General features: G+C 70.1%; 18 protein-coding genes. 14 read left to right on the top strand and 4 right to left on the bottom strand.

Going from position 1 to position 19349, the window contains the following annotated elements:
- Nucleotides 1–58: 58 nt before the first annotated feature.
- Complete coding sequence (locus tag K8625_RS39820; RefSeq protein WP_223785657.1) at nucleotides 59–1084, top strand: OmpA family protein; 1026 nt, start codon at nucleotides 59–61, stop codon at nucleotides 1082–1084.
- 33 nt (nucleotides 1085–1117) lie between these two features.
- A complete protein-coding gene (locus K8625_RS39815; protein WP_046714811.1) occupies nucleotides 1118–1576 on the top strand; it encodes a hypothetical protein in 459 nt (152 codons plus the stop codon).
- A gap of 1 nt (nucleotide 1577) precedes the next feature.
- On the opposite strand, the gene K8625_RS39810 is transcribed toward K8625_RS39815, so the two are convergent.
- Genes K8625_RS39810 through lpxB form a run of 3 tightly spaced genes read right to left on the bottom strand, consistent with a single transcriptional unit; the run spans nucleotide 1578 to nucleotide 4103 of the window.
- Nucleotides 1578–2210: a MarC family protein gene (locus K8625_RS39810; protein ID WP_141331721.1), complete on the bottom strand. Its 633-nt coding sequence runs from the start codon at nucleotides 2208–2210 to the stop codon at nucleotides 1578–1580.
- A 19-nt stretch (nucleotides 2211–2229) separates the two neighbouring features.
- Nucleotides 2230–2934: a polyprenol monophosphomannose synthase gene (locus K8625_RS39805; RefSeq protein ID WP_046714810.1), complete on the bottom strand. Its 705-nt coding sequence runs from the start codon at nucleotides 2932–2934 to the stop codon at nucleotides 2230–2232.
- Between the two features lie 17 nt (nucleotides 2935–2951).
- Nucleotides 2952–4103, bottom strand: coding sequence for a lipid-A-disaccharide synthase (gene lpxB, locus K8625_RS39800; protein ID WP_223785656.1), 1152 nt, complete (start codon nucleotides 4101–4103; stop codon nucleotides 2952–2954).
- A 61-nt stretch (nucleotides 4104–4164) separates the two neighbouring features.
- Between lpxB and K8625_RS39795 the strand changes: the two genes are divergently transcribed.
- From K8625_RS39795 to K8625_RS39750, 10 genes are all read left to right on the top strand, one after another.
- Nucleotides 4165–6048 carry a DUF4388 domain-containing protein gene (locus K8625_RS39795; RefSeq protein ID WP_223785655.1) on the top strand — a complete coding sequence of 628 codons (1884 nt, stop codon included), beginning with the start codon at nucleotides 4165–4167 and terminating at the stop codon, nucleotides 6046–6048.
- 4 nt (nucleotides 6049–6052) lie between these two features.
- Entirely contained in the window at nucleotides 6053–7837 is a 1785-nt protein-coding gene (locus K8625_RS39790; RefSeq protein WP_223785654.1) for an ABC transporter ATP-binding protein, read from the top strand.
- Nucleotides 7838–8381: 544 nt separating this feature from the next.
- The gene (locus K8625_RS39785; protein ID WP_223785653.1) at nucleotides 8382–9551 is read left to right on the top strand and encodes a PHP domain-containing protein; all 1170 of its coding nucleotides are present in this window, start codon (nucleotides 8382–8384) and stop codon (nucleotides 9549–9551) included.
- Between the two features lie 21 nt (nucleotides 9552–9572).
- Nucleotides 9573–10856, top strand: a complete 1284-nt coding sequence (locus K8625_RS39780; RefSeq protein WP_223785652.1) for a 3-deoxy-D-manno-octulosonic acid transferase — start codon at nucleotides 9573–9575, stop codon at nucleotides 10854–10856.
- A complete protein-coding gene (locus K8625_RS39775; RefSeq protein WP_223785651.1) occupies nucleotides 10853–11860 on the top strand; it encodes a glycosyltransferase family 4 protein in 1008 nt (335 codons plus the stop codon). Before K8625_RS39780 ends, K8625_RS39775 begins: the two co-directional genes overlap by 4 nt.
- A gap of 4 nt (nucleotides 11861–11864) precedes the next feature.
- The gene (locus K8625_RS39770) at nucleotides 11865–12899 is read left to right on the top strand and encodes a glycosyltransferase (protein WP_223785650.1); all 1035 of its coding nucleotides are present in this window, start codon (nucleotides 11865–11867) and stop codon (nucleotides 12897–12899) included.
- A gap of 55 nt (nucleotides 12900–12954) precedes the next feature.
- Nucleotides 12955–14058 carry a tetraacyldisaccharide 4'-kinase gene (gene lpxK, locus K8625_RS39765; RefSeq protein ID WP_223785649.1) on the top strand — a complete coding sequence of 368 codons (1104 nt, stop codon included), beginning with the start codon at nucleotides 12955–12957 and terminating at the stop codon, nucleotides 14056–14058.
- A 31-nt stretch (nucleotides 14059–14089) separates the two neighbouring features.
- Nucleotides 14090–15103, top strand: a complete 1014-nt coding sequence (locus tag K8625_RS39760) for a bifunctional heptose 7-phosphate kinase/heptose 1-phosphate adenyltransferase (RefSeq protein WP_223745845.1) — start codon at nucleotides 14090–14092, stop codon at nucleotides 15101–15103.
- Complete coding sequence (locus K8625_RS39755) at nucleotides 15100–15588, top strand: adenylyltransferase/cytidyltransferase family protein (RefSeq protein ID WP_046714800.1); 489 nt, start codon at nucleotides 15100–15102, stop codon at nucleotides 15586–15588. The genes K8625_RS39760 and K8625_RS39755 overlap by 4 nt, the downstream gene beginning before the upstream one ends.
- 3 nt (nucleotides 15589–15591) lie before the next feature.
- On the top strand, nucleotides 15592–15774 hold the full coding sequence (locus tag K8625_RS39750) for a Trm112 family protein (RefSeq protein WP_223785648.1): 183 nt from the start codon (nucleotides 15592–15594) through the stop codon (nucleotides 15772–15774).
- Here K8625_RS39750 and K8625_RS39745 read toward each other — a convergent pair.
- Nucleotides 15764–16858 carry a glycosyltransferase family 9 protein gene (locus K8625_RS39745; protein ID WP_223785647.1) on the bottom strand — a complete coding sequence of 365 codons (1095 nt, stop codon included), beginning with the start codon at nucleotides 16856–16858 and terminating at the stop codon, nucleotides 15764–15766. The genes K8625_RS39750 and K8625_RS39745 overlap by 11 nt on opposite strands.
- An 83-nt stretch (nucleotides 16859–16941) precedes the next feature.
- On the opposite strand from K8625_RS39745, the gene K8625_RS39740 reads away from it, so the two are divergent.
- Both K8625_RS39740 and gmk read left to right on the top strand, forming a co-directional pair.
- Entirely contained in the window at nucleotides 16942–17820 is an 879-nt protein-coding gene (locus K8625_RS39740; protein ID WP_141331812.1) for a YicC/YloC family endoribonuclease, read from the top strand.
- Complete coding sequence (gmk, locus tag K8625_RS39735; RefSeq protein WP_141331814.1) at nucleotides 17817–18440, top strand: guanylate kinase; 624 nt, start codon at nucleotides 17817–17819, stop codon at nucleotides 18438–18440. Before K8625_RS39740 ends, gmk begins: the two co-directional genes overlap by 4 nt.
- Nucleotides 18441–19349: the final 909 nt, after the last annotated feature.

Here is a 19349-nt window from a genome sequence, read left to right as displayed (position 1 = left end):
CCACCCATCCGGGTCGCTGTTGCACGGCGACCCGCGACGCCGGAGTCGACGCCGCGCCATGAATGCCCGCCTGGTTCTATTGCTCAGTCTTGTCGCCTCGACACCCCTGCCCGCGTTCGCCGACGCCATCCGCGTGTCCCTGGAGGGCCGGGCCGCGGTGGGCGAGAAGCTCCCGGCATTGCTCGTGCACATCGAGGAGCCCATCGCGGGCTTCGAGGTGAAGCTCAAACGCGACGACGGGAAGGTGGTCGACGTGAAGGGCGGCGGGAAGCCAGGCATGACCCGGCGTATCGAGCTGGAGCAGCCCGAGGGCCGCTTCCACTACGAGGGCGAGCTGGTGGTGCGCTTCGCCAACGCCGAGTCGGGCAGCCTGCCGTTGTCCTTCGACACGGAGCTCAACGGGCCGCTGCGCCTGGACGTGCGCCCGGAGGACGTGGACGTGCCGGGGCGCACGCTGCGCTTCCAGCTCTCGCGTCCCGCGGGCCGCGTGGAGCTCACCGTGCTGATGGACACGGGGAAGAAGGCCTTCGAGGGGGAGGTGGCCTTCAAGGGCGAGAAGGCGGGCACGCCGCTGACGTTGAGCTGGCCGGCCGCCGAGGGGAAGGTGATGAAGATTTCCCTCCGAGCCTTCGACACATCGGACTTCTACACGGGTGTGGACCTCTTCCCGTGGCGCGTGGACATTCCCCATGAAGAGGTGGGCTTCGCCTCGGGGCGCGCGGACATTCCCGCCGGCGAGCGAGGCAAGCTGGACAGGAGCCATGCGTTGATTGCGGAGGCGCTGGCGAAATACGGCCGCTTCGCGGCGGTTCGTCTGTACGTGCTGGGCCACACGGACACCGTGGGCGCCACGGCGGACAACCGCGAGCTGTCGCTCAAGCGCGCGCGCAGCCTCGCCGCCGCCTTCCGTCAGCGAGGGCTGAAGGTCCCCATCTTCTACGAGGGTTTTGGCGAGGAGTCCCCCGCGGTGCGGACTCCGGACGAGACGGCGGAGGCTGCCAACCGCCGGGCGGAGTACATCATCGCGGTGGAGGACCCGGTGCTCGCCGGCGCTCCCTTCTCGCCGCGGTGGAGGAAGCTGTAGCGGACGGACGCAGTGACGAGGAGGTAGCAGCGGATGGACCGATTCCAACGGTGGACCTGGGGCGTGGTGGGGATGGCGCTCCTGGTGGGGGCGGGCTGCGCGCATCAGGCGCCGCTTGCCGTGCGGCGGGAGGTGGAGGCGGACAAGTGCAGCCTGGTTCAATCCGTGTTGAAGGAACCGACACCGTCACGGGTGGTGGAGGAGATCGCCGCCCAGGGCCGTCACGAGCCCACGCCGGTGCGCGTGTACGTGCGCCGCCCGGAGCAGTCCATGCTGGAGCGCTTCTTCGAAGGCGATGAGCCCCGCTGCGGCGACTCCACCTTCAAGGTGGTGCAGGACAGCGTGCTGGACGCCGTCGTCGTCTACCTCCAGGAGATTCGCGAGGGCTACGCGTACGACGCGCGCCGCGCGGGCCCGGACGAGCTCACCCTGGAGGGCAAGCCCCAGGGCACGCTGCGCCGCGCGGGCCCCACCTGGGTCGTCGGCAACTAGGTTACTTCAGCAATTCCTTGGCGCCGTCCGCGATGAACTGCACGGCGATGGCGGCCAGGATGAGCCCCATGACACGCTCGACGATGGCGACGCCGGACTGGCGCAGCACCCGCTGCACGAGCCCGGAGGCGCGCAGGATGAAGTAGCTGAAGACGAACGTCAGGAGGATGGCCGCCAGCACCGGAAGGGTGGAGGCCATCGAGTTGGAGTTGCCGCGAGCCATCAGCACCATGGCGGTGGCGATGGCTCCGGGCCCCGACAACAGCGGGATTGCGAGGGGGACGATGGCCACGTCCTCCTTCACCACGCCTTCCTGTTCCTCGGTGGGGGTGGTGCGTGTCTCGGACGGACGCGCGCGCAGCATGTCCAGCGCGGTGATGAGCAGGAGGATTCCGCCCGCCACGCGGAAGGCCCCCAGCGACACGCCGAACACCTTGAAGATGATGGTGCCGAACAGGGCGAAGAAGGTCATCAGCCCGCACGCCACCAGACACGCGCGCATCGCCGTGCGGCGTATCTTCTCCTTCGTGTCCCCGGCCGTCATGGCCAGGAACAGCGGCACCACGCCGATGGGGTCCACCACGAAGAAGACCGCCGGCAGGGCGACGAGGAATTGCGTCAGGTAGTCCTTCATCACCGCACGACCTTTGCGACTACACCGTGAGGCGCAGCTTCCACACCATGGTGAGCGCCTCGGCGAAAATCTTCTTGCTCATCTTCGAGTGCCCCACGCGGCGGTCCTCGAAGATGATGGGGACCTCACGCACGGTGAAGCCGTTCTTCAGCGTGCGGTAGGTGAGCTCGATTTGGAACGCGTACCCGGTGCTGTGTACGGCATCCAGGTCGAGGGTCTCCAGCACCCGGCGGTGGAAGCACTTGAAGCCGCCAGTCAAATCCTGCACGCCCACGCCCAGGATGGTGCGGGCATAGAGGCTGCCGCCGCGGCTGATGACCTGGCGGCCCACGCCCCAGTTCACCGTGCCGCCGCCCGTGACGTAGCGGCTGCCGAGCACCAGGTCGGCGCCCGCCTCGGCCGCGTCCATCAACCCGGGCAGGTAGCGCGGGTCATGGCTGAAGTCCGCGTCCATCTCCAGGATGTACGTGTAGCCCTCCGCCAGGGCCCAGCGGAAGGCGGCGAGGTAGGCGCGACCCAGGCCCTCCTTCTTCTCGCGGTGGAGCACCCGCACGCGGGGCTCCTTGGCGGCGAGCTGGTCGGCGATGTGCCCCGTTCCGTCCGGCGAGTTGTCGTCGACGATGAGGATGTCGACGCGCGGGTCGGCCTTGAGCACCGCCAGGGTGATGGCCTCGATGTTTTCCCGCTCGTTGTAGGTGGGGATGCAGACCAGCGCTGGGTTCATGGCCGGGCCGACATACCCTAAATGGCGCGCGGGGGCAGTAGCTCCATGACGGTCTCCGCCGCCCGGGTGGCGGCCCCTGCCTCGCCCAGCCGCCCCCGGACCTCTCCCAGCCCCTGGAGCATCTCGTCCCGGGCGGCCCCCGGCAGCCACACCTTGCGGACCTCGTCGGCGATTCGCTCGGGGGTCATCTCCCCCTGGAGCAGCTCCGGCACCACGCGCCGCCCGGCCAGCAGGTTGACCAGGGACACGAAGGCCACCTTCAGCATCAGCCGGCCCACCCAGTACGAGATGAGGGACACCCGGTAGATGACGACGAGGGGGCGCTGCATCAGCCCCGCCTCCAGCACGGCGGTTCCGGAAGCGACCACCGCCGCGTCGCTGGCGCCGACCACCTCCGGGGCATGCCCGTCCACCAGCACCGGCGTCAGGCCGCTGCCCTCGAAGCGGGAGAGCACCTCCTCGCGGGGGATGGTGGGGGCCACGGGGACCACGACCTGGAGCCCGGGCCGCTCGGCGGACAGGCGGCGGGCCGCGTCCACCATGGACGGCAGCAGCCGGCGGATTTCGCTCATCCGGCTGCCCGGCAGGAGCGCGAGCGTGGGGGCCTCCTTGGCCAGGCCCAGGCGCTCCCGGAACGCGGTGGGGCTGTCGGGGGCGGGGACCTGCTCGACGACGGGGCTGCCCACGTAGCGGGCCGCGACGCCGGCGTCCCGGTAGAAGTCCTCCTCGAACGGGAGGATGCACAGCATCCGGTCCACCAGGCGTTTGATGGTGCGCACCCGGCCGCGGCGCCACGCCCAGATCATGGGCGAGATGTAATAGGCCACGGGGATGCCCTGGGCCTTGAGCTTCTCGGCCAGGCGCAGGTTGAAGTCCGGGATGTCGACGAGGATGGCGACGTCGGGGCGCCGCTCGGCGGCCGCGTTCGCCAGGCCCTTCATGATTTGGAGGATGCGAGGGATGCGGGGGAGCACCTCGGTGATGCCCATGACGGACACCTCGCGGGCGTCGAAGAGCAGCTCGACTCCCCGAGCGGCCAGGCGCGAGCCGCCCATGCCGAAGAAGGTGAGGTCCGGACGGCGGGCCTGGAGGGCGGCGACGAGCTCTGCGGCATGGGCGTCGCCGGAGGCCTCGCCTGCCACGACGAGGATTCGGGGCGGGGGCGTCATGTGAGGGGGGCGCATCGTACCCTGATGCAAGCCGGGGTGAAGGTGTAGACTGCGCCAACCCTTGAAGACGCTTCTGCTCGCCGAGAGCCATCCCCCCACGCTCGAGCACCTGACGGGCCTGCTCTCGCAGGCCGGGTACTCCGTGCGCGCGGTGAATGACCCCATCGCGGCGCTGGAGCACTTCGCGGCGGACAACCCGGATGTGATGGTGTTGTCGGTGGACCTGCCGCGCGTGGAGGGCTCGCACGTGGTGCAGCTCATCCGGGGGCACAGCCAGGGTGGGCGCGTGCCCATCGTCGCCATCGACAAGGGACACCTGGGGCGGGCGCGGGGCGTGGGCTCGGTGTTGGACCTGAAGGTGAATGCGTACGTCGCGGACCCGCTCAAGCCCGGCGAGCTGGTGCCCCGGCTGGAGTCGCTCGTGCGCGCGGCGCAGGCGGTGCCGCTGTCGGGCCTGGCGTCCACGCTGTCGCGTCCGGCGGTGAACAGTGGCGAGCTGAAGGGCTATCCGCTGCCCGGCCTGCTGCACTCCATCCACCGGCTGCGGCGGGATGGTGTGCTGGTGGTGGCGCACCGGGGGCTGAGTCGGCGGGTGTACTTCCTGCGCGGCGGGCCGGTGAGCTTCGACTCGACGGTGAAGGAGGACTCGCTGCCGCGCTACCTCGTGGAGCGCAAGCTCGCCACGCCCGCGCAGGCGGAGCAGGTGGTGGAGGCGCTGGGCTCGGGGCTGCGCATCGGCTCGGCGCTGGCGGACGCGGGCGTGGAGCTGGTGGGCGAGGAGCTGTCGCAGTTGTTGCGGGACTACACGCGCGACAAGCTGGCGCGGGTGCTGGGCATGCGCGAGGGCCGGTACGCCTTCTACTCCGGCGACGAGTTCACCGCGGAGGTGGCGTCGGTGGACCTGCCGCCGCTGGCGCAGATTCTGGAGGGCGCGCGGCGCACCTTCCCGCTGAAGGTGATGGCCGCGTCGCTGAAGGCGAACCTGGGGGAGTACCCGGTGCGCTCGCCCGAGTTCGGCCGTGATTTGCAGGCGATGGCGCTGGACACGGACGACATCAAGATCGCCATGCAGGTCAATGGCCGCATCGTGCTCAAGGAGCTGCTCGCGCATGGCCGCGGGGAGCTGAGCGCGGCGTACTCGCTCCTGTGGTTCCTGAAGCTGACGGGGGGCGTGACGTTCTCCCCGACGCCGGTGGCGACGGGGGCGGACGTGCTGTCGGCGGCGGTGGTGCCGGACCGGATTGGCCCGCGCAAGCGCAAGTCGTTGCCTGGGGAGACGGCGGCGTCGCTGCGCGAGGAGGCGGTGCGCATCATCACCCGCAGCTACTTCGGCAGCCTGGGGTTGGACATCGCGGCGGACGCGGAGGCGGTGGAGCGCGCGTACCACGAGACGGCGATGCGTTTTCACCCGGACACGTATGCCGAGTACGACATCTCGGACCTGAAGGACCTGCTGGACTCGGTGCAGGAGAAGCTGTCGGCGTCCTACCGGGTGTTGAGCGTGGAGGAGAAGCGCAAGGCGTACCTCCAGTACCTCTTCAGCAAGCTGGACGTGGGGCGCAACACGGCGGTGGTGGTGGACGCCGAGATTGCGCTGCGCCGGGGCGAGTCCGCGCTGAAGCGGCGGGACTTCCTGTCGGCGATGCACGCGTTCGAGGAGGCGGTGACGCTCAACCCTCGCGAGCCGGAGTACTACTCCTTCCTCGCCTGGGCGACGTACCAGGGGGCGGGCGGTCCGTTGGTTCAGCGTGCGCAGAAGGCGCAGAAGGTGTTGAAGAAGGCGTTGTCCCTGGGGCCGTACGTGGAGCGGCTGCACATCATCGCGGCCATCATCGACACGGACCTGGGGGACGCGCCGCTGGCGCGGAAGAAGCTGCTGAAGGTGCTGGAGTACAACCCGTACTCGCAGCTGGCCAAGGCGGCGTTGCGCAAGGTGGGACGGTAGGCAGATGGGGCGGACACTCTGGCGATTGTTGCGCTACGCGCGCCCGCATGCGGCGGTGCTCGTGGTGGCGTTCGTGTGCATGGCGTTCGTGGGCATCGCGACGGGCGCGTACGCGTACCTGACGGGCCCGGCGCTGCGCTTCCTGTTGTCGGGCGGCGAGGAGGGCTTCGGCGGGGCGAACCGGGTGCCGTGGCTCTCGGACCTGCCGCGTGACGCGGCGCTGTGGGGCTTCCCGCTGATGATGGTGGTGGTGGGCGCGGTGAAGGGCGTGGGGTACCTGGGCCAGTTCTACTTCATGGGCCTCTTCGCGCAGCGGGTGGTGAAGGACCTGCGGCGGGAGCTCTTCGTGAAGCTCACGTCGTTGTCGCCGGCGCAGCTCGCGCGTGAGCGGCAGGGAGACTTGCTCAGTCGCTTCTCGTCGGACGTCGCGGCGGTGGAGGCGGCGGCGATGTACACGGTGGGCTCGTACCTGCGGGACAGCCTGCAGGTCATCATCCTGGCGGGAGTGGCGTTGTCGATGAGCCCGCTGCTGGGTGGGCTGATGCTGGTGGTGATTCCGCTCGCGGCGCTGCCGGCGTCGAGGCTGACGCGCAAGGTGCTCAAGGGCACGCGCGAGGGCCAGACGCAGCTGGGGCATCTGGCGGGGCAGCTCCACGAGGGGCTCGGCGGACTGCGGACGATTCAGGCGTTCAACGGGCAGGAGGCGGAGCTGGCGCGGTTCGCCTCGCACGCGAAGGCGCACGAGGAGGCGGTGGTGGGGGCGGCGTGGGCGCGTGGCGGGGTGCCCGGCATCATGGAGGTGCTGGCGGCGGCGGCGCTGGCGGGGGCGTTGGCCTTCGCGGCGAGCGCGAAGTTGATGGAGCCGGAGGCGCTGTTGTCGCTGCTGACGGCGGTCATCCTGGTGTACCAGCCGGTGAAGGACCTGGGCCGGGTGACGCAGTTCGCGATGCAGGCGGGCGCGGCGGGTGAGCGGCTCTTCGCGTTGCTGGACTTGAAGCACCCGGTGCTGGATGCGCCGGACGCGGTGCCTGCGCCGCCCTTGTCCCAGTCGGTGCGCTTCGAGGACGTGAGCTTCGCGTATGGCGAGCGGCGCGCGCTCGAGGGCGTGACGCTGGAGCTGAAGGCGGGGCAGGTGACGGCGCTGGTGGGAGGCAGTGGTGGGGGCAAGAGCACGGTGACGTCGCTGCTCCTGCGCTTCGAGCGGCCCCAGTCCGGGAGGCTGTTGTTGGACGGCGTGGACATGGACCGGTACACGGCGGCGAGCCTGCGCGAGCAGTTGGCGTTGGTGACGCAGGAGCCGTTGTTGTTCCAGGGGACGGTGCTGGACAACCTTCGCTATGCGCGACCGGACGCCACGCGTGAGGAAGTGGAGGCGGCGGCGAAGGTGGCGAACGCGGACGGGTTCATCCGGGCGCTCCCCCAGGGCTACGACACGCGCATCGGCGAGCGCGGCGTGACGTTGAGCGGTGGTCAGCGGCAGCGGCTCTGCATCGCGAGGGCGGTGCTGGCGCGAGCGCGCGTGCTGGTCCTGGACGAGGCGACGAGCAGCCTGGACCCCGAGAGCGAGCGCGAGGTGCAGGCTGCGCTGGCGGCGGTGTTGCCGGGGCGCACGGCGCTGGTCATCGCGCACCGGTTGTCCACGGTGGTGAACGCGGACGTGCTCCACGTGATGGAGGCGGGGCGGGCGGTGGAGAGCGGCTCGCACGCGGAGCTGCTCGCGAGGGGCGGGCGTTACGCGGCGCTGTGGAAGATGCAGACGGAGGGCACCCTCGAGCGAGGCGCCGCGTGAAGCGCGGTCCCCTGGAGCCGAGGGCATGCCGTGAGACGCCTGTCCGGGAGTCACGGGTTCATGTTGGGTGGAGCGAAGTCCCGGCGTGCAGCGCACCCATGCGGCAAGACGCCTCTCGGGGCGGGGCTCGTCGTCGACGAACCAGGGTGGTTCGCTCGCCGTCGGACCGGGCGCTGGTGCGCCTGGGCAGGCCTTCGTGTGGCGGCATCCAGGCACAGGACCTGTCGCGGGACGCTGTGGTCTCCGCAGGAGCCGCGCCAATACGTCGGAGCGAGTGCGGGGCTGGCGCGCCGCGGTGCGGTCGGCCCGCGGATGGGGGCTGGCCGGAAGGCTCCTTCGTGCGCGCCACGCCTGTGCGGCGAAGCCGGGTCCCCGCGCCAGGAGTCGGGACTGAACGTGGTGGAGCGCCTGTTTCGGGGACGGCCGAGGTCCGGACAATGACGCTGGAGTCGTCACAGGCTTTGCCTCGGTGCGGCGCCAGGAGCGTTGTCCTCATCGTGACATCCATCGACGTCGTCCCTGCGCGACGTGGAGAAGAGGGGCGATGAGCCGACTTCGTGTGGTGCTCGGCAAGGGGCTTCGCGCACTGGTAGGCCTGTTGCTCCTCCTCCTGGGCCTCTGCGGTTTCTTCGCGCTCCCGGCCTCGTACACGACATACCCGGTGGTGCCCCCGAAGGAGGGCGAACCGAGGTGGATTCGGGGCGCCTTCCACGTGCACACCACGCGCTCGGATGGACGAGGCAGTCCCCTCGACGTGGTGCTCGCGGCGAAGGCCGCGGGCCTCGACTTCGTGTTGTTGACGGACCACAACGACTTCACGCCGCCCTCGCCGACCTGGGGCGATGGCGTGCTGCTGATTCCCGGCGTTGAAATCTCGACGTCCGCGGGGCACCTGGTCGCGTTCGGCATGGAGCGCCCGCTGGAGGGCATGACGCGATGGATGCCCGCGGCGGATGCGGTGAGGGCAGTGGAGGCCGCGGGAGGCATGACGGTCCTCGCGCATCCGGTGCAGAAGAAGAACCCGTGGACGGACGAGCCGACCGCCCGTGAGGCAAAGGGGTTCGAGCTGTACTCGGCGGACACGTTCTTCCGTCACGCCATGCGCAATCCGGTGAGCCGGTTGCTGCCGGCCGTGGGCGCGTATCTCGCGAACCCGATGCATGGAGTGATGCTGCTCGTCGCGCCCGAGCCCGAGCCCGGCGAGCGCTTCATGGACCTCTCGCGGGAGCAGCCCAAGCGCTCCTTCTGCGCGCATGATGCGCATGGCCTGCCGTCGTACGAGTCCGTGTTCAGCTCGCTCGCGATGTACCTCCCGCCCGAGCAGCTCCCCTCGCCCCTGCCGAAGGATGCGAAGGTGGCCGCGGCGCTCGTGACGAGAGCGCTGCGAGGAGGCTCGGCCCTCTGTTCCTTCCGAGCGCTGGGGGAGCCCGAGGGCTTCGCCCTGGAGGGCGTGGACCTGGAGCAGCGCGAGGCCCGGGTGGGGGATGTCCTGAAGGTGCGCCTGCCGGGGTTGCCGGACGTGGACACGGTTCGGGTGCAGGTGTGGGGAGAAGGCCGACTGGGGGAGGACGGCACGTCGGTGGAGCTGACGGGGGAGGGGCTGGTGCGGGTGGAGGTCTGGGCGAAGGGGCCCGGACGCTTCTTCGGGTCCGAATGGCGACCTTGGATTGTTCCGAATCCCGTGCGTGTGCTGCCTCGGACCCCTGGCATCTGATAGAGGGCCGGGGAGCCGTCCATGCGACTCCTCTACATCCTCGCCACGTACCTGCTCTTCCCGCTGCTCCTCCCGGTGCTGTGTGTGCACCGGAAGACGCGTCATGGCCTGTGGCAGCGACTGGGGTTCTATTCCCCGGGCGCGTTGCCCGTGAGGGGCGATGGGCCCGTGGTGTGGCTGCACGGAGCGAGCGCGGGGGATCTGCTCGCGCTCTCCCCGATGTTCGCGCCGCTGCGAGCGCGCTTCCCGGGTTGCCATCTCATCCTGTCGACGATGACGGACAGCGGACATGCGATGGCGACGGGGCGGCTGGCCAAGGACATCGATGGCGTCATCTACGTGCCGTATGACCTGTGGGGCCCGACGCGGCGGGCGATGAAGGCGCTCCGGCCGGACATCCTGGTCCTCGAGTACACGGAGATCTGGCCCAACCTCATCCGCGCGGCGAAGCGCGGAGGGGCACGCGTGGTGATGACCAACGGCCGCTTCTCGCCTGCGAACGTGGGGCGCTACCGGGCGTTGTTCGGGCTCATCGGCAATCCGCTGAAGGACCTGGACCTGATGTTGATGCGCCACGAGGACGAAGCGGAGCGGGCGAGGAGTCTGGGCGCGCGTCCCGACTGGGTGATGGTGACGGGGAACACGAAGTTCGACTCCCTGGCCTCGGGGCCCGCGCCGGAGGACATCACGTTGCGCGAGGTCCTGGGGCTGCCGGTGGGCGCGCCCGTGTGGATTGCCGGAAGCACTCACGAGGGGGAGGAGGAGGCGCTGCTGGGAGTCTACCGGCGCCTGCTCGCGAAGTGGCCGGAGCTGCGGCTGGTGATTGCGCCCAGGTACGTGGACCGCGCGGCGCGGGTGGTGACGCTCGCGCGGGACGCGGGGCTGAGCGTGGGGCTGCGCTCGAAGGGCAACCCCGAGCGAGGGCAGGTGGTGGTGCTGGACACCATCGGCGAGTTGTCGCGGGCCTACCGACTGGGGACGGTGGTCTTCGTCGGAGGCTCGTTCACGAAGCGCGGTGGCCAGAACATCCTGGAGCCGGCGGGGCAGGGCAAGCCGGTGTTGTTCGGGCCGCACATGGACAACTTCCGGGACAGTGTGGCGGTGTTGTCGGAGCACGGAGGCATCCAGGTGGCGGACGCGGAGGAGCTGCACGCGAGGCTCGCGGAGCTGTTGGAGGACCCAAGGCGAATCGATGAGCTCGGGGCCCGGGCCCTGGAGACGGTGGGCCGGATCTCCGGCGCGAGCGAGCGCAACGCCGAGGCGATGCTGTCGCTCTTCCCGCACGGCAGGGCGGAGCCGCGATGACGCTCATCATCCACCCGCATTTCCACAACCGGTACACGGGCGTCACGCGCCACGTCGAGTCGGTGGTGCCGGCGTTGGTGAAGGACTCGGGCTCGGAGACGCGGGTCATCGGCTCGGGGCTGAGCGAGGGCCTGCCGCGCATCACCTGGCCGGAGCTGCTGCGCCGGGCGCGCTCGGAGCCGGTGGTGTGGCACGCGCACCGGAACAACGAGCTGCTCGCGGGGATGCTGTTGAAGCTGGTGGGGCGGCAGGTCCGGCTGGTGTTCACGCGGCACACGTCGATGGCGCCCAGCGGCTTCACGCGGTTCATCGCGCGGGGCGCGGACGCGCTGGTGTCGTTGACGAAGCAGGTGGCGGACGTCATCGCGTTGCCGTCGACGGTCATCTCGCACGGCATCGACCTGACGCGCTTCCATCCACCCGAGGACCGACAGAAGGCCTGGGAGCGACTGGGGCAGGGTGGGCGCCTGGGAATCGGCGTCATCGGCCGCATCCGGAAGGAGAAGGGGCAGGGCGACTTCCTGGAGGCGGTGCGTCCGCTGCTGCCCGAGCACCCCGAGTGGCAGGGCGTGCTGGTGGGCCTGGCGAAGGGCGCGGACCTGGACTGGGTGAACGGCCTGCGGGCCGGCATCGAGGACCGGGTGACGCTGGCGGGAGAGCAGTCGGTCATCGAGCCCTGGTACCAGGGGCTCACGGTGCTGGTGCACCCGTCCTACGCGGAGGGGTACTCGCTGGTGCACGTGGAGGCGATGGCGTCGGGTTGCTGCGTGGTGGCGTCGAAGCTGCCGTACCTGGACACGCTCATCGAGCATGGTCGCACGGGCTTCTTCTTCGAGCCGGGTGACGTGAAGGCGCTGCGGGAACTGCTCGACATGTTGATGCGGGAGCCGGAGCGTGCGCGAGAGGTGGGGCGCAACGCGGCCGAGGAGGCGCGGCGGCGGTGTGGCGTGGAGCACGAGGCGCACGCGCTGGAGGCGCTGTACCGCACGCTGGTGAGGCGCTGAGCGGATGCGCATCCTTCACCTGCTCGCGAGCCCGTTCTTCAGTGGCCCCGCGGAGAACGTCGCGCTGCTGGCCCGAGCGCAGCGGGAGGCGGGGCACGAGGTGACGGTGGCGGTGGACCGTCGTCGCAAGGACGTGCCGGCGGAGGAGCCCGCGGTGCCTCGCTTCCAGGAACTCGGCCTGTTGGACGAAGGCGGCCTGGAGTTGTCCGTGAAGTCGCCGCCGTGGCGCATGTGGAGCGACTCGCGGCGTCTGCGCGCGCGGCAGGTGGACGTGGTGCATTCGCACTTCAGTCACGACCACTTCCTCGCGAGGTGGGGACGTCCCCGAGGCGCGGTGCTGGTGCGCTCGCTGCATGCGCCCCGTTCGCTGCGCTCCTCGTTGCCCGCGGCGGATGCGTACACGGTTCCGGCGAGCGCGCTGTTGGCGAGGCTGTTGGAGCGAGGGATGCGAGCCCGGGTGCTCCCGGCGCTGGTGGACCCGAGGTTCCGGCCCGAAGCGGACCGCGAGTCGCTCCGGCGCGAGCTGGGGCTCATGGGCGGACCGCTGGTGGGAATGGTCTCCACGTTCCAGCCTTCGAGGCGCCATGCGGTTGGAGTGGAGGCCTTCGCGAAATACCGCCAGCACCATCCTCACGCGCGCTTCATCCTCGTGGGTGACGGAGCGTTGCTGGAGGCGACGCGCCATCAGGTGGCTGCGCTGGGATTGACGGACGCGGTGACCTTCGCGGGCTATCAGCAGGGCGAGGCCTTCGCGCGCTGGCTCAAGGCGCTGGATGAGGTCTGGCTGCTGGGCTTGGGGAATGACTGGAGCGCGAGGGCCGCGGCCCAGGCGCGAGCGTGTGGTGTCCGAGTGGTCGCGGTGGACGAAGGCGCATTGCCGGACCTGGCGGATGCGCGAGTGGCCGAGCCCACGCCCGAAGCCGTCGTGAAGGCGGCGCTCTCGGGAGTGCTCGCGCCGGTGGCCCATCCGACGAACGCGCGCATCGCCGCCGATGTGCTCGCCATGTACGCCGAGGCGGCCAACGGGGCTCCTCGATGAGGTCCATGTCGGACGTCGAGCCCAGCGCGCTCCGGGCGATGGGAGCCCGTCGGTCTTGAGTCCTCCCGCCTCCGAGTCGCCCACCGCCATCGAGCGGGTCTTCTACCCACCGTCACCGGAGGACTGGGGCCGCAGGGTGTTGCTGTCTCCGCTGACGGCGTTGTCGTGGAGCTACGCCGCGGCGGTGCAACTTCGAAGAGCCCTGTACGACAAGGGGCTGCTGCGAGCCGAGCGTGTCGAGGGACTCCGAGTCCTCTCCGTGGGCAACCTCAACGTGGGCGGAACGGGCAAGACGCCCGCGGTGCTGTACCTGGCGGAGCAGCTCGTCCGGGCGGGGCGCAAGGTCGGCATCCTCACGAGAGGTTACGGTCGGCGCTCACGAGAGCCGCTGACCTTCACGGGAGCACAGCCGCTCCCCTCGGTGGAGGACGCGGGAGACGAGCCGCTGTTGCTCGCGACGCGATGTCCGAGCGTGAGGCTCTTCGTGAATCCCGACCGGGTCGCCAGTGCGCTGCGAGCACGGGACGAGTTCGGCCTGGACACGGTGTTGCTCGACGATGGCTTTCAACACCGTCGCCTCGCACGGGACGAGGACCTGGTGGTGGTGGACGAGGCGGTGGGGCTGGGCAATGGCCACATGCTTCCGCGAGGTCCGCTGCGTGAGCCCGCTTCATCGATTCGACGCGCCACGCTGCTCTGGGTGCGCACGTCCGCGGCGGCCGTGGGTGAGCCCCCAGCGGTGAGCCTTCCGCGAGAAGCCGAGTCGATTCCCCGAGTGCGAGCGCGCTATGGGCCCTCGGCATGGGTGGACCCGGAGGGCATGTCGCATCCACCGGAGCGACTGAGAGGGCAGGGCGTGTTGGCGCTGGCGGGGCTTGGCCGGCCGGGGGGCTTCCTGAAGACCCTGAGGACGCTGGGTGTGGAGGTCGTCGACGCGGCGCTGTTCCCGGACCATCACCGCTTCACTGCCGAGGAGCTGGCGGACGTGGTCCAGCGGGCGGCGCGTCGCGGCGTGGTGGTGGTGACGACGGAGAAGGACGCGGTGCGGCTGCCGCCCGGGTTCGAGGCGTGGAAGGTGCGGTTGGGGGTGGAGGTGCTGGAGGGAGCGGCCCACCTGTATCGGGCGCTCGGGCTGGCGGGCGCGTCAGGCGACTTGTGAGACGAGGGGGGCTGTGGGACAAACCGCCGCCATGGCCGCGGTCTCGCCCGTTCGCTCCTCGCCCTTGCCCTCTCGCCTGCCGCTCGCGTTCTCGCGTCGTCGCGTGCTGCTGGTCGGGGACCTCGTCGCAGACCACTACATCTACGGACAGACGGACCGGGTGAGCCGCGAGGCGCCCGTGCTCATCGTCCGCTACGAGTCCGCGGAGGTGAAGCTGGGCGGAGGCGCGAATGTCGCGGCCAACGTCCGCGCCTTGACGGGCCAGGTGACGGCCGTCGGTGTGCTCGGCGCGGACGAGATGGGCGGCGAGCTGCGCCACCTGTTCTCCGAGGCCGGCGTCCGACTGCACGCGGTGGGCGGTCGAGACATCGCGACGGAGACGAAGACGCGCATCCTGGCCGGTGGCCTGAGCACCACGCGGCAGCAGATGCTGCGCCTGGACCGGGGACAGCGCTCGGAGTTGCCGCCCCGGGTGCGCAAGGCCCTGGCCCGTCACGTGGAGCAGGCCGCGCGGGACGCGGACGCGGTGGTCGTCTCGGACTACGGCGCGGGGGTGCTGAACGACGAGGTGCGAGGTGTGCTCCGCAAGCTCGCGGCGGATGGGCTGCCGGTGTGCGTGGACAGCCGCTATGCGCTCGCGTCGTTCTCGGGCCTGACGGTGTGCAAGCCCAACGAGCCCGAGCTGGAGGCGCTCGCGGGCCGGCCCGTGCGCTCGGAGCAGGACCTGCTCCTGGCCGGGAAGGAAGCGGTGCGCCGGCTGGGGTGTCGTGCGTTGCTGGTGACGCGGGGCCGCCACGGCATGGCGCTCTTCGACGCGGACGGCGGCGTGGACCTCATCCCGGTGCACGGCGCGAAGGCCGCGGTGGACGTGACGGGCGCGGGCGACACGGTGATTGCGACCTTCTCGCTGGCCGTCGCGGCTGGAGCTTCGTTCGGCGAGGCGGCGAGGCTGGCGAACGTGGCCGGCTCCATGGTGGTGCAGAAGCCGGGGACCGCGACGGTGTCCCGGGATGAGCTGCTGGCGGAGTTGCGGAGCGCGCGATGAGCACCTTGGAGAAGATTCAGTCACTCGAGCAGGTGGCGGAGGCGAGGGCCCGCTGGAAGCAGGAGGGCCGCACGGTGGCGCTCGCCAACGGTGTGTTCGACCTGTTGCACGTGGGCCATGTGCGCTACCTGGAGGGCGCGCGAGAGCTGGCGGACGTGCTGGTGGTGGCGGTGAACTCGGACGCCTCGACGCGCGCGTACAAGGGGCCTGGCAGGCCGCACATCCCGGAGAACGAGCGCGCGGAGCTGGTCGCCGCACTCGCGTGCACGGACCGGGTCATCGTCTTCGACGAGCCGAACGTGCGCGGCATCATCCGGGTGTTGAAGCCTGATGTGCACGTGAAGGGCACGGACTACACGCCCGACAGCATCCCCGAGGGTGACGAGGTCCGTGCCTACGGTGGCCGCACCGCGGTGTCGGGCGACCCGAAGAACCACAGCACCACGGAGCTGGCGCGTCGGCTCGGGCGTGAGGACGCGAAGTAGCCCATGGATGCCCCGCTCCTGGCGGTGCTGGGCTGCCCCCGATGCAAGGGGGTGCTCGTCGTCCTGGGGACTGGCGCCACGGAGCGGCTCCACTGCGTGGCCTGCCATGCCTCGTGGCCCGTGAAGGACGGCGTGCCGCAGCTGCTTCCCGAGCTGATGACTCGCGAGGACGCGCCTAGGCGGTGAGCTTCGCGGCGAAGGACCGTGCCTCTTCGGCGGCGCGAGCCTCGAGCCCCTGTCCTCCCGCGCCATCGACGATGGACGTGAGGTCGACCATGCGGTGTGGGCCATAGGCGTGGCCCCAGCGCTCCATGTCCATCCGGAGGAAGAACGCCAACGTCGGCGCACCCACGGCGACGGACAGGTGCATGGGCCCGGTGTTGTTGCACACCGTGAGGCCGGCGGCGCGCATCAGGGCCGCGAGCTCATCCAGGTTGGTGGGCGGCGCCAGTCGGGCCCCGGGCGCGCCGGCGAGCACGGCCTTCGCCAGCTCCTCCTCTCCGGGCCCCCACGTCACGATGGGCGTGCGGCCCGCCTCCAGCAACGCCCGTGCGGCGGCGGCGAAGGCCTCCGGAGGGATGCGACGGGGGCCCAGCCGGCCGCCGGGGTTGATGACCGCGCACGGCATGGAGGCGTCCTCTTCCAGGAACGTGCGGAAGGAGTCGCGGATGTACGGCTCCCGGAAGGACAGCTCCCGGGCCAGCTCGTTGCCGGCCACGGGGGAGAGCAGGTGGGTGCGCTGGACGGCCTCGCTGCGGGTATCGGGCCGCGCGGGAACGGAGAGCGAGTGCAGGTACGTCACCGGCCAGACCTTGGGCCCGACGACCACGGCGCGAGGACCGGCCAGTCGCGACACCAGCGCGCTCGTCACGGACGGCGCCTCCCAGTTGGCGCAGTCGACCACCAGGTCGTAGTTCGCCTGACGCAGGGCGCGGATGCCGGGGGCCAGGGGACCGGCCCAGATGTGGCGACGGTCGAAGGCGATGACCTGGTCCGCGTCGGGGTGGTTGGCGAGGACCCGGGCCACCTTGGCGTGGACCAGGACGTGGACCTCGGGCGCGGGATGGACCTGGGCCTTGAGGGCGCGCAGCAGGGGGGTGGTGAGGAGGGCCTCGCCCACGCGGTTGTCGGGCCGCACGAGCAGCACCTTCCGGGGGACGGGGAGAGACTTTCCGGGGCGCAGCTTGCGGCCGGGGCGCCAGAACAGCAGGGACGCCACGAGCGCGAGTGCCAGCTTCGCCCATAACTCGAGCCGCTTGTGCCAGGACATCGCGGCGCGGACCCTACACAGAACTGAAAGGCGTGCAAGCACGCTGCTTGACCTGCGGGCGGAAAGCCCCTAGCAACCGCCCAATGCTGAAGAGCATGACCGGGTTTGGCGCGGGCCGCGCGCGCGTGGGAGACGAAGAGGTCTCCGTGGAGCTGCGCTCGCTCAATCACAAGTTCTGCGAGGTGAAGGCGCGACTGCCGCGCGAGCTCGCCTCCCTGGAGCCGCTCGTCACGAAGCAGGTGAAGGACCGGCTGGCGCGTGGCTCGGTGGAGCTGCTGGTGAAGCGGCAGTCCTCCACGGCCTCGGGCACCGTGCCCACGGTGGACCTCAACCTGGCGCGCGAGTACCTGCGCACCTTCCGGGAGCTGGCCAAGGAGCTGGGCCTCTCCCAGGACGTCACCTGGTCCCAGGTGGCCAACCAGCAGGGCGTGGTCCGCCTGGAGGAGAAGGGCGTCGACCTGGAGTCCGCGACGCCCGCGGTGACGGCGGCGCTGGACCAGGCGCTCGGGGCCTTGGAGAAGATGCGGCTCGTCGAGGGGGAGGCCATCCACGCCGACCTCGATGCGCGCATGAAGCTGCTCGAGGGGTGGAGCCGGGAGGTGGCGCAGCTGGCGCCCCGCGCCGTGCAGGACTACCAGCAGCGGCTCACCGAGCGCGTGGCGGAGCTGGCGCGCGGCGTGGCGGTGGACCCGCAGCGGCTGGCCCAGGAGGTCGCGCTCTTCGCCGAGCGCACGGACATCGCCGAGGAGGTGACGCGCCTGGCGAGCCACCTCGAGCAGTTCCGCGCCCTCATGGCGAGCCAGGAGCCCACGGGCCGCCGCATGGACTTTCTCGTGCAGGAGATGCACCGCGAGGTGAACACGACGGGCTCCAAGAGCCAGCACGCGGACATCTCCGCGCGCGTGGTCTCGATGAAGGCCGAGGTCGAGCGCATCCGCGAACAGGTGCAGAACGTCGAATGAGCGAAACCACCATCCTTCCGCCCGGTCTGTTGCTCGTCCTCTCCGCCCCCTCTGGAGCGGGGAAGACCACCCTGGCCCACCGGCTCCTCCGGGAGACGCCCCAGGCGAACTTCTCCATCAGCGTCACGACGCGCCGGCCCCGAGGCAAGGAGCAGGAGGGCGTCGACTACCACTTCGTGGACGTGGCCACCTTCCAGGCGAAGATCGAACGCGGCGAGTTCGTGGAGTGGGCGGAGGTCCACGGCCACTTCTACGGGAGCCCCCAGTCGACGGTGGACATCGCTCGGGCCAACCGGGGCGTCGCCATCTTCGACATCGACGTGCAGGGGGGCCAGGCCATCAAGCGCAAGCACCCGGACGCGGTCCTCATCTTCGTGCTGCCTCCCTCCATGGAAGAGCTCGAGCGTCGTCTGAGGGACCGGCAGACGGACTCTGACGAGACCATCCGTCGGCGCATGCTGGCGGCGCGCTCCGAGATGGAGCGGGGAATCGCCGCGTACGACTATGTGGTCGTGAATGACGACTTCGACCGGGCCTACAGTGAGCTCAAGGCCGTGGTCGTCGCCGAGGGATGCCGCCGGGGGCGGGCGGACGTCTCCCGGTTGAAGCTCGGCGTCTGAGCCTGGGAGAGGTGTCCTCCAGGTGGCGCCGAAGTGACGAGAAGCAAACTTCTTGCGCTGGTCCCTGGCTTGGTGGATAAGCCGCCCACCTCACGGCGAGGCGCGGAAGGGCAGGTCGCCTTCGCGTCGCCGGGAGCCACGACGGAAACGCCGTGGAATCAGCGCCTCGGGCGCTGTGGTTCTCTGATTCAACATGGATAGGACCGTGCGCCTCGTGGCGGCCCAGAGTGGGCCCTCAGGGGGCAGGCAAGCGTCCGGAGCGGCTCGTGACTGCGAGTTGACATTCTCCGGAGCGCTCCATACATGGTCGACCGGATGGTAGTGGTTCAGTGGGCGTGCGGGTGGTGGTGCAGGACGTCGTCTCATGGGAGACGGCACTGAGCTGGGTCGGCGGGGGAGGGCAGCTTGTCGACGGTTTGACTTCAGTCGCGGTGGTGGTACAAGCCGCGCCCCTCGCAACGAAGCCGCGCACTGGCGCGGAGTACTTCGCGCGAGGGCAGGACGACATCGGAAATACGGCGGTCAGCGCAGTGGGTTGACAGAAGATGCGGCGGTGGTAGAAGCCGCGCCCCGACGAAGAAGCCCGGAAGCAAGCGGGCGGGGATGACGGGGCGGTCAATGAAGCAGCGGTTGACACGGGATGCGGCGAAGAGGTAGAAGCCGCGCCCCTCACGAAGAGAAGCAGCGGAAGCCACTGGGCGGCGCTGAGGACTTCGAGAGAGCCGAAGGGACGCAAGTCGAAGTTGACAGCTGACGCGGACCTGAATAAAAGATGCAGCCCGCCGAAAGCAGCAAGCGGCGGACAGGAAGAATGGTAGCAAGAAGTCGCGGTAGAAACAAGCGACTCGGTCTTTGAAAACCAAATAGCAAGCCCAAGAAGAAGAGAAGGATTGCGGAAACCGCAGTCAA

The organism is Myxococcus sp. AS-1-15 (genome assembly GCF_020037055.1).
GTDB classification, from domain to species: domain Bacteria; phylum Myxococcota; class Myxococcia; order Myxococcales; family Myxococcaceae; genus Myxococcus; species Myxococcus fulvus.
This window is presented reverse-complemented; position numbering and strand designations above follow the sequence as displayed.

Coding starts and splice junctions, on each gene's coding strand:
- K8625_RS39820 (WP_223785657.1), top strand. CDS start 59: ATGAATGCCCGCCTGGTTCTATTGCTCAGTCTTGTCGCCTCGACACCC.
- K8625_RS39815 (WP_046714811.1), top strand. CDS start 1,118: ATGGACCGATTCCAACGGTGGACCTGGGGCGTGGTGGGGATGGCGCTC.
- K8625_RS39810 (WP_141331721.1), bottom strand. CDS start 2,210: ATGAAGGACTACCTGACGCAATTCCTCGTCGCCCTGCCGGCGGTCTTC.
- K8625_RS39805 (WP_046714810.1), bottom strand. CDS start 2,934: ATGAACCCAGCGCTGGTCTGCATCCCCACCTACAACGAGCGGGAAAAC.
- lpxB (WP_223785656.1), bottom strand. CDS start 4,103: ATGACGCCCCCGCCCCGAATCCTCGTCGTGGCAGGCGAGGCCTCCGGC.
- K8625_RS39790 (WP_223785654.1), top strand. CDS start 6,053: ATGGGGCGGACACTCTGGCGATTGTTGCGCTACGCGCGCCCGCATGCG.
- K8625_RS39785 (WP_223785653.1), top strand. CDS start 8,382: ATGAGCCGACTTCGTGTGGTGCTCGGCAAGGGGCTTCGCGCACTGGTA.
- K8625_RS39780 (WP_223785652.1), top strand. CDS start 9,573: ATGCGACTCCTCTACATCCTCGCCACGTACCTGCTCTTCCCGCTGCTC.
- K8625_RS39775 (WP_223785651.1), top strand. CDS start 10,853: ATGACGCTCATCATCCACCCGCATTTCCACAACCGGTACACGGGCGTC.
- K8625_RS39770 (WP_223785650.1), top strand. CDS start 11,865: ATGCGCATCCTTCACCTGCTCGCGAGCCCGTTCTTCAGTGGCCCCGCG.
- K8625_RS39760 (WP_223745845.1), top strand. CDS start 14,090: ATGGCCGCGGTCTCGCCCGTTCGCTCCTCGCCCTTGCCCTCTCGCCTG.
- K8625_RS39755 (WP_046714800.1), top strand. CDS start 15,100: ATGAGCACCTTGGAGAAGATTCAGTCACTCGAGCAGGTGGCGGAGGCG.
- K8625_RS39750 (WP_223785648.1), top strand. CDS start 15,592: ATGGATGCCCCGCTCCTGGCGGTGCTGGGCTGCCCCCGATGCAAGGGG.
- K8625_RS39745 (WP_223785647.1), bottom strand. CDS start 16,858: ATGTCCTGGCACAAGCGGCTCGAGTTATGGGCGAAGCTGGCACTCGCG.
- K8625_RS39740 (WP_141331812.1), top strand. CDS start 16,942: ATGCTGAAGAGCATGACCGGGTTTGGCGCGGGCCGCGCGCGCGTGGGA.
- gmk (WP_141331814.1), top strand. CDS start 17,817: ATGAGCGAAACCACCATCCTTCCGCCCGGTCTGTTGCTCGTCCTCTCC.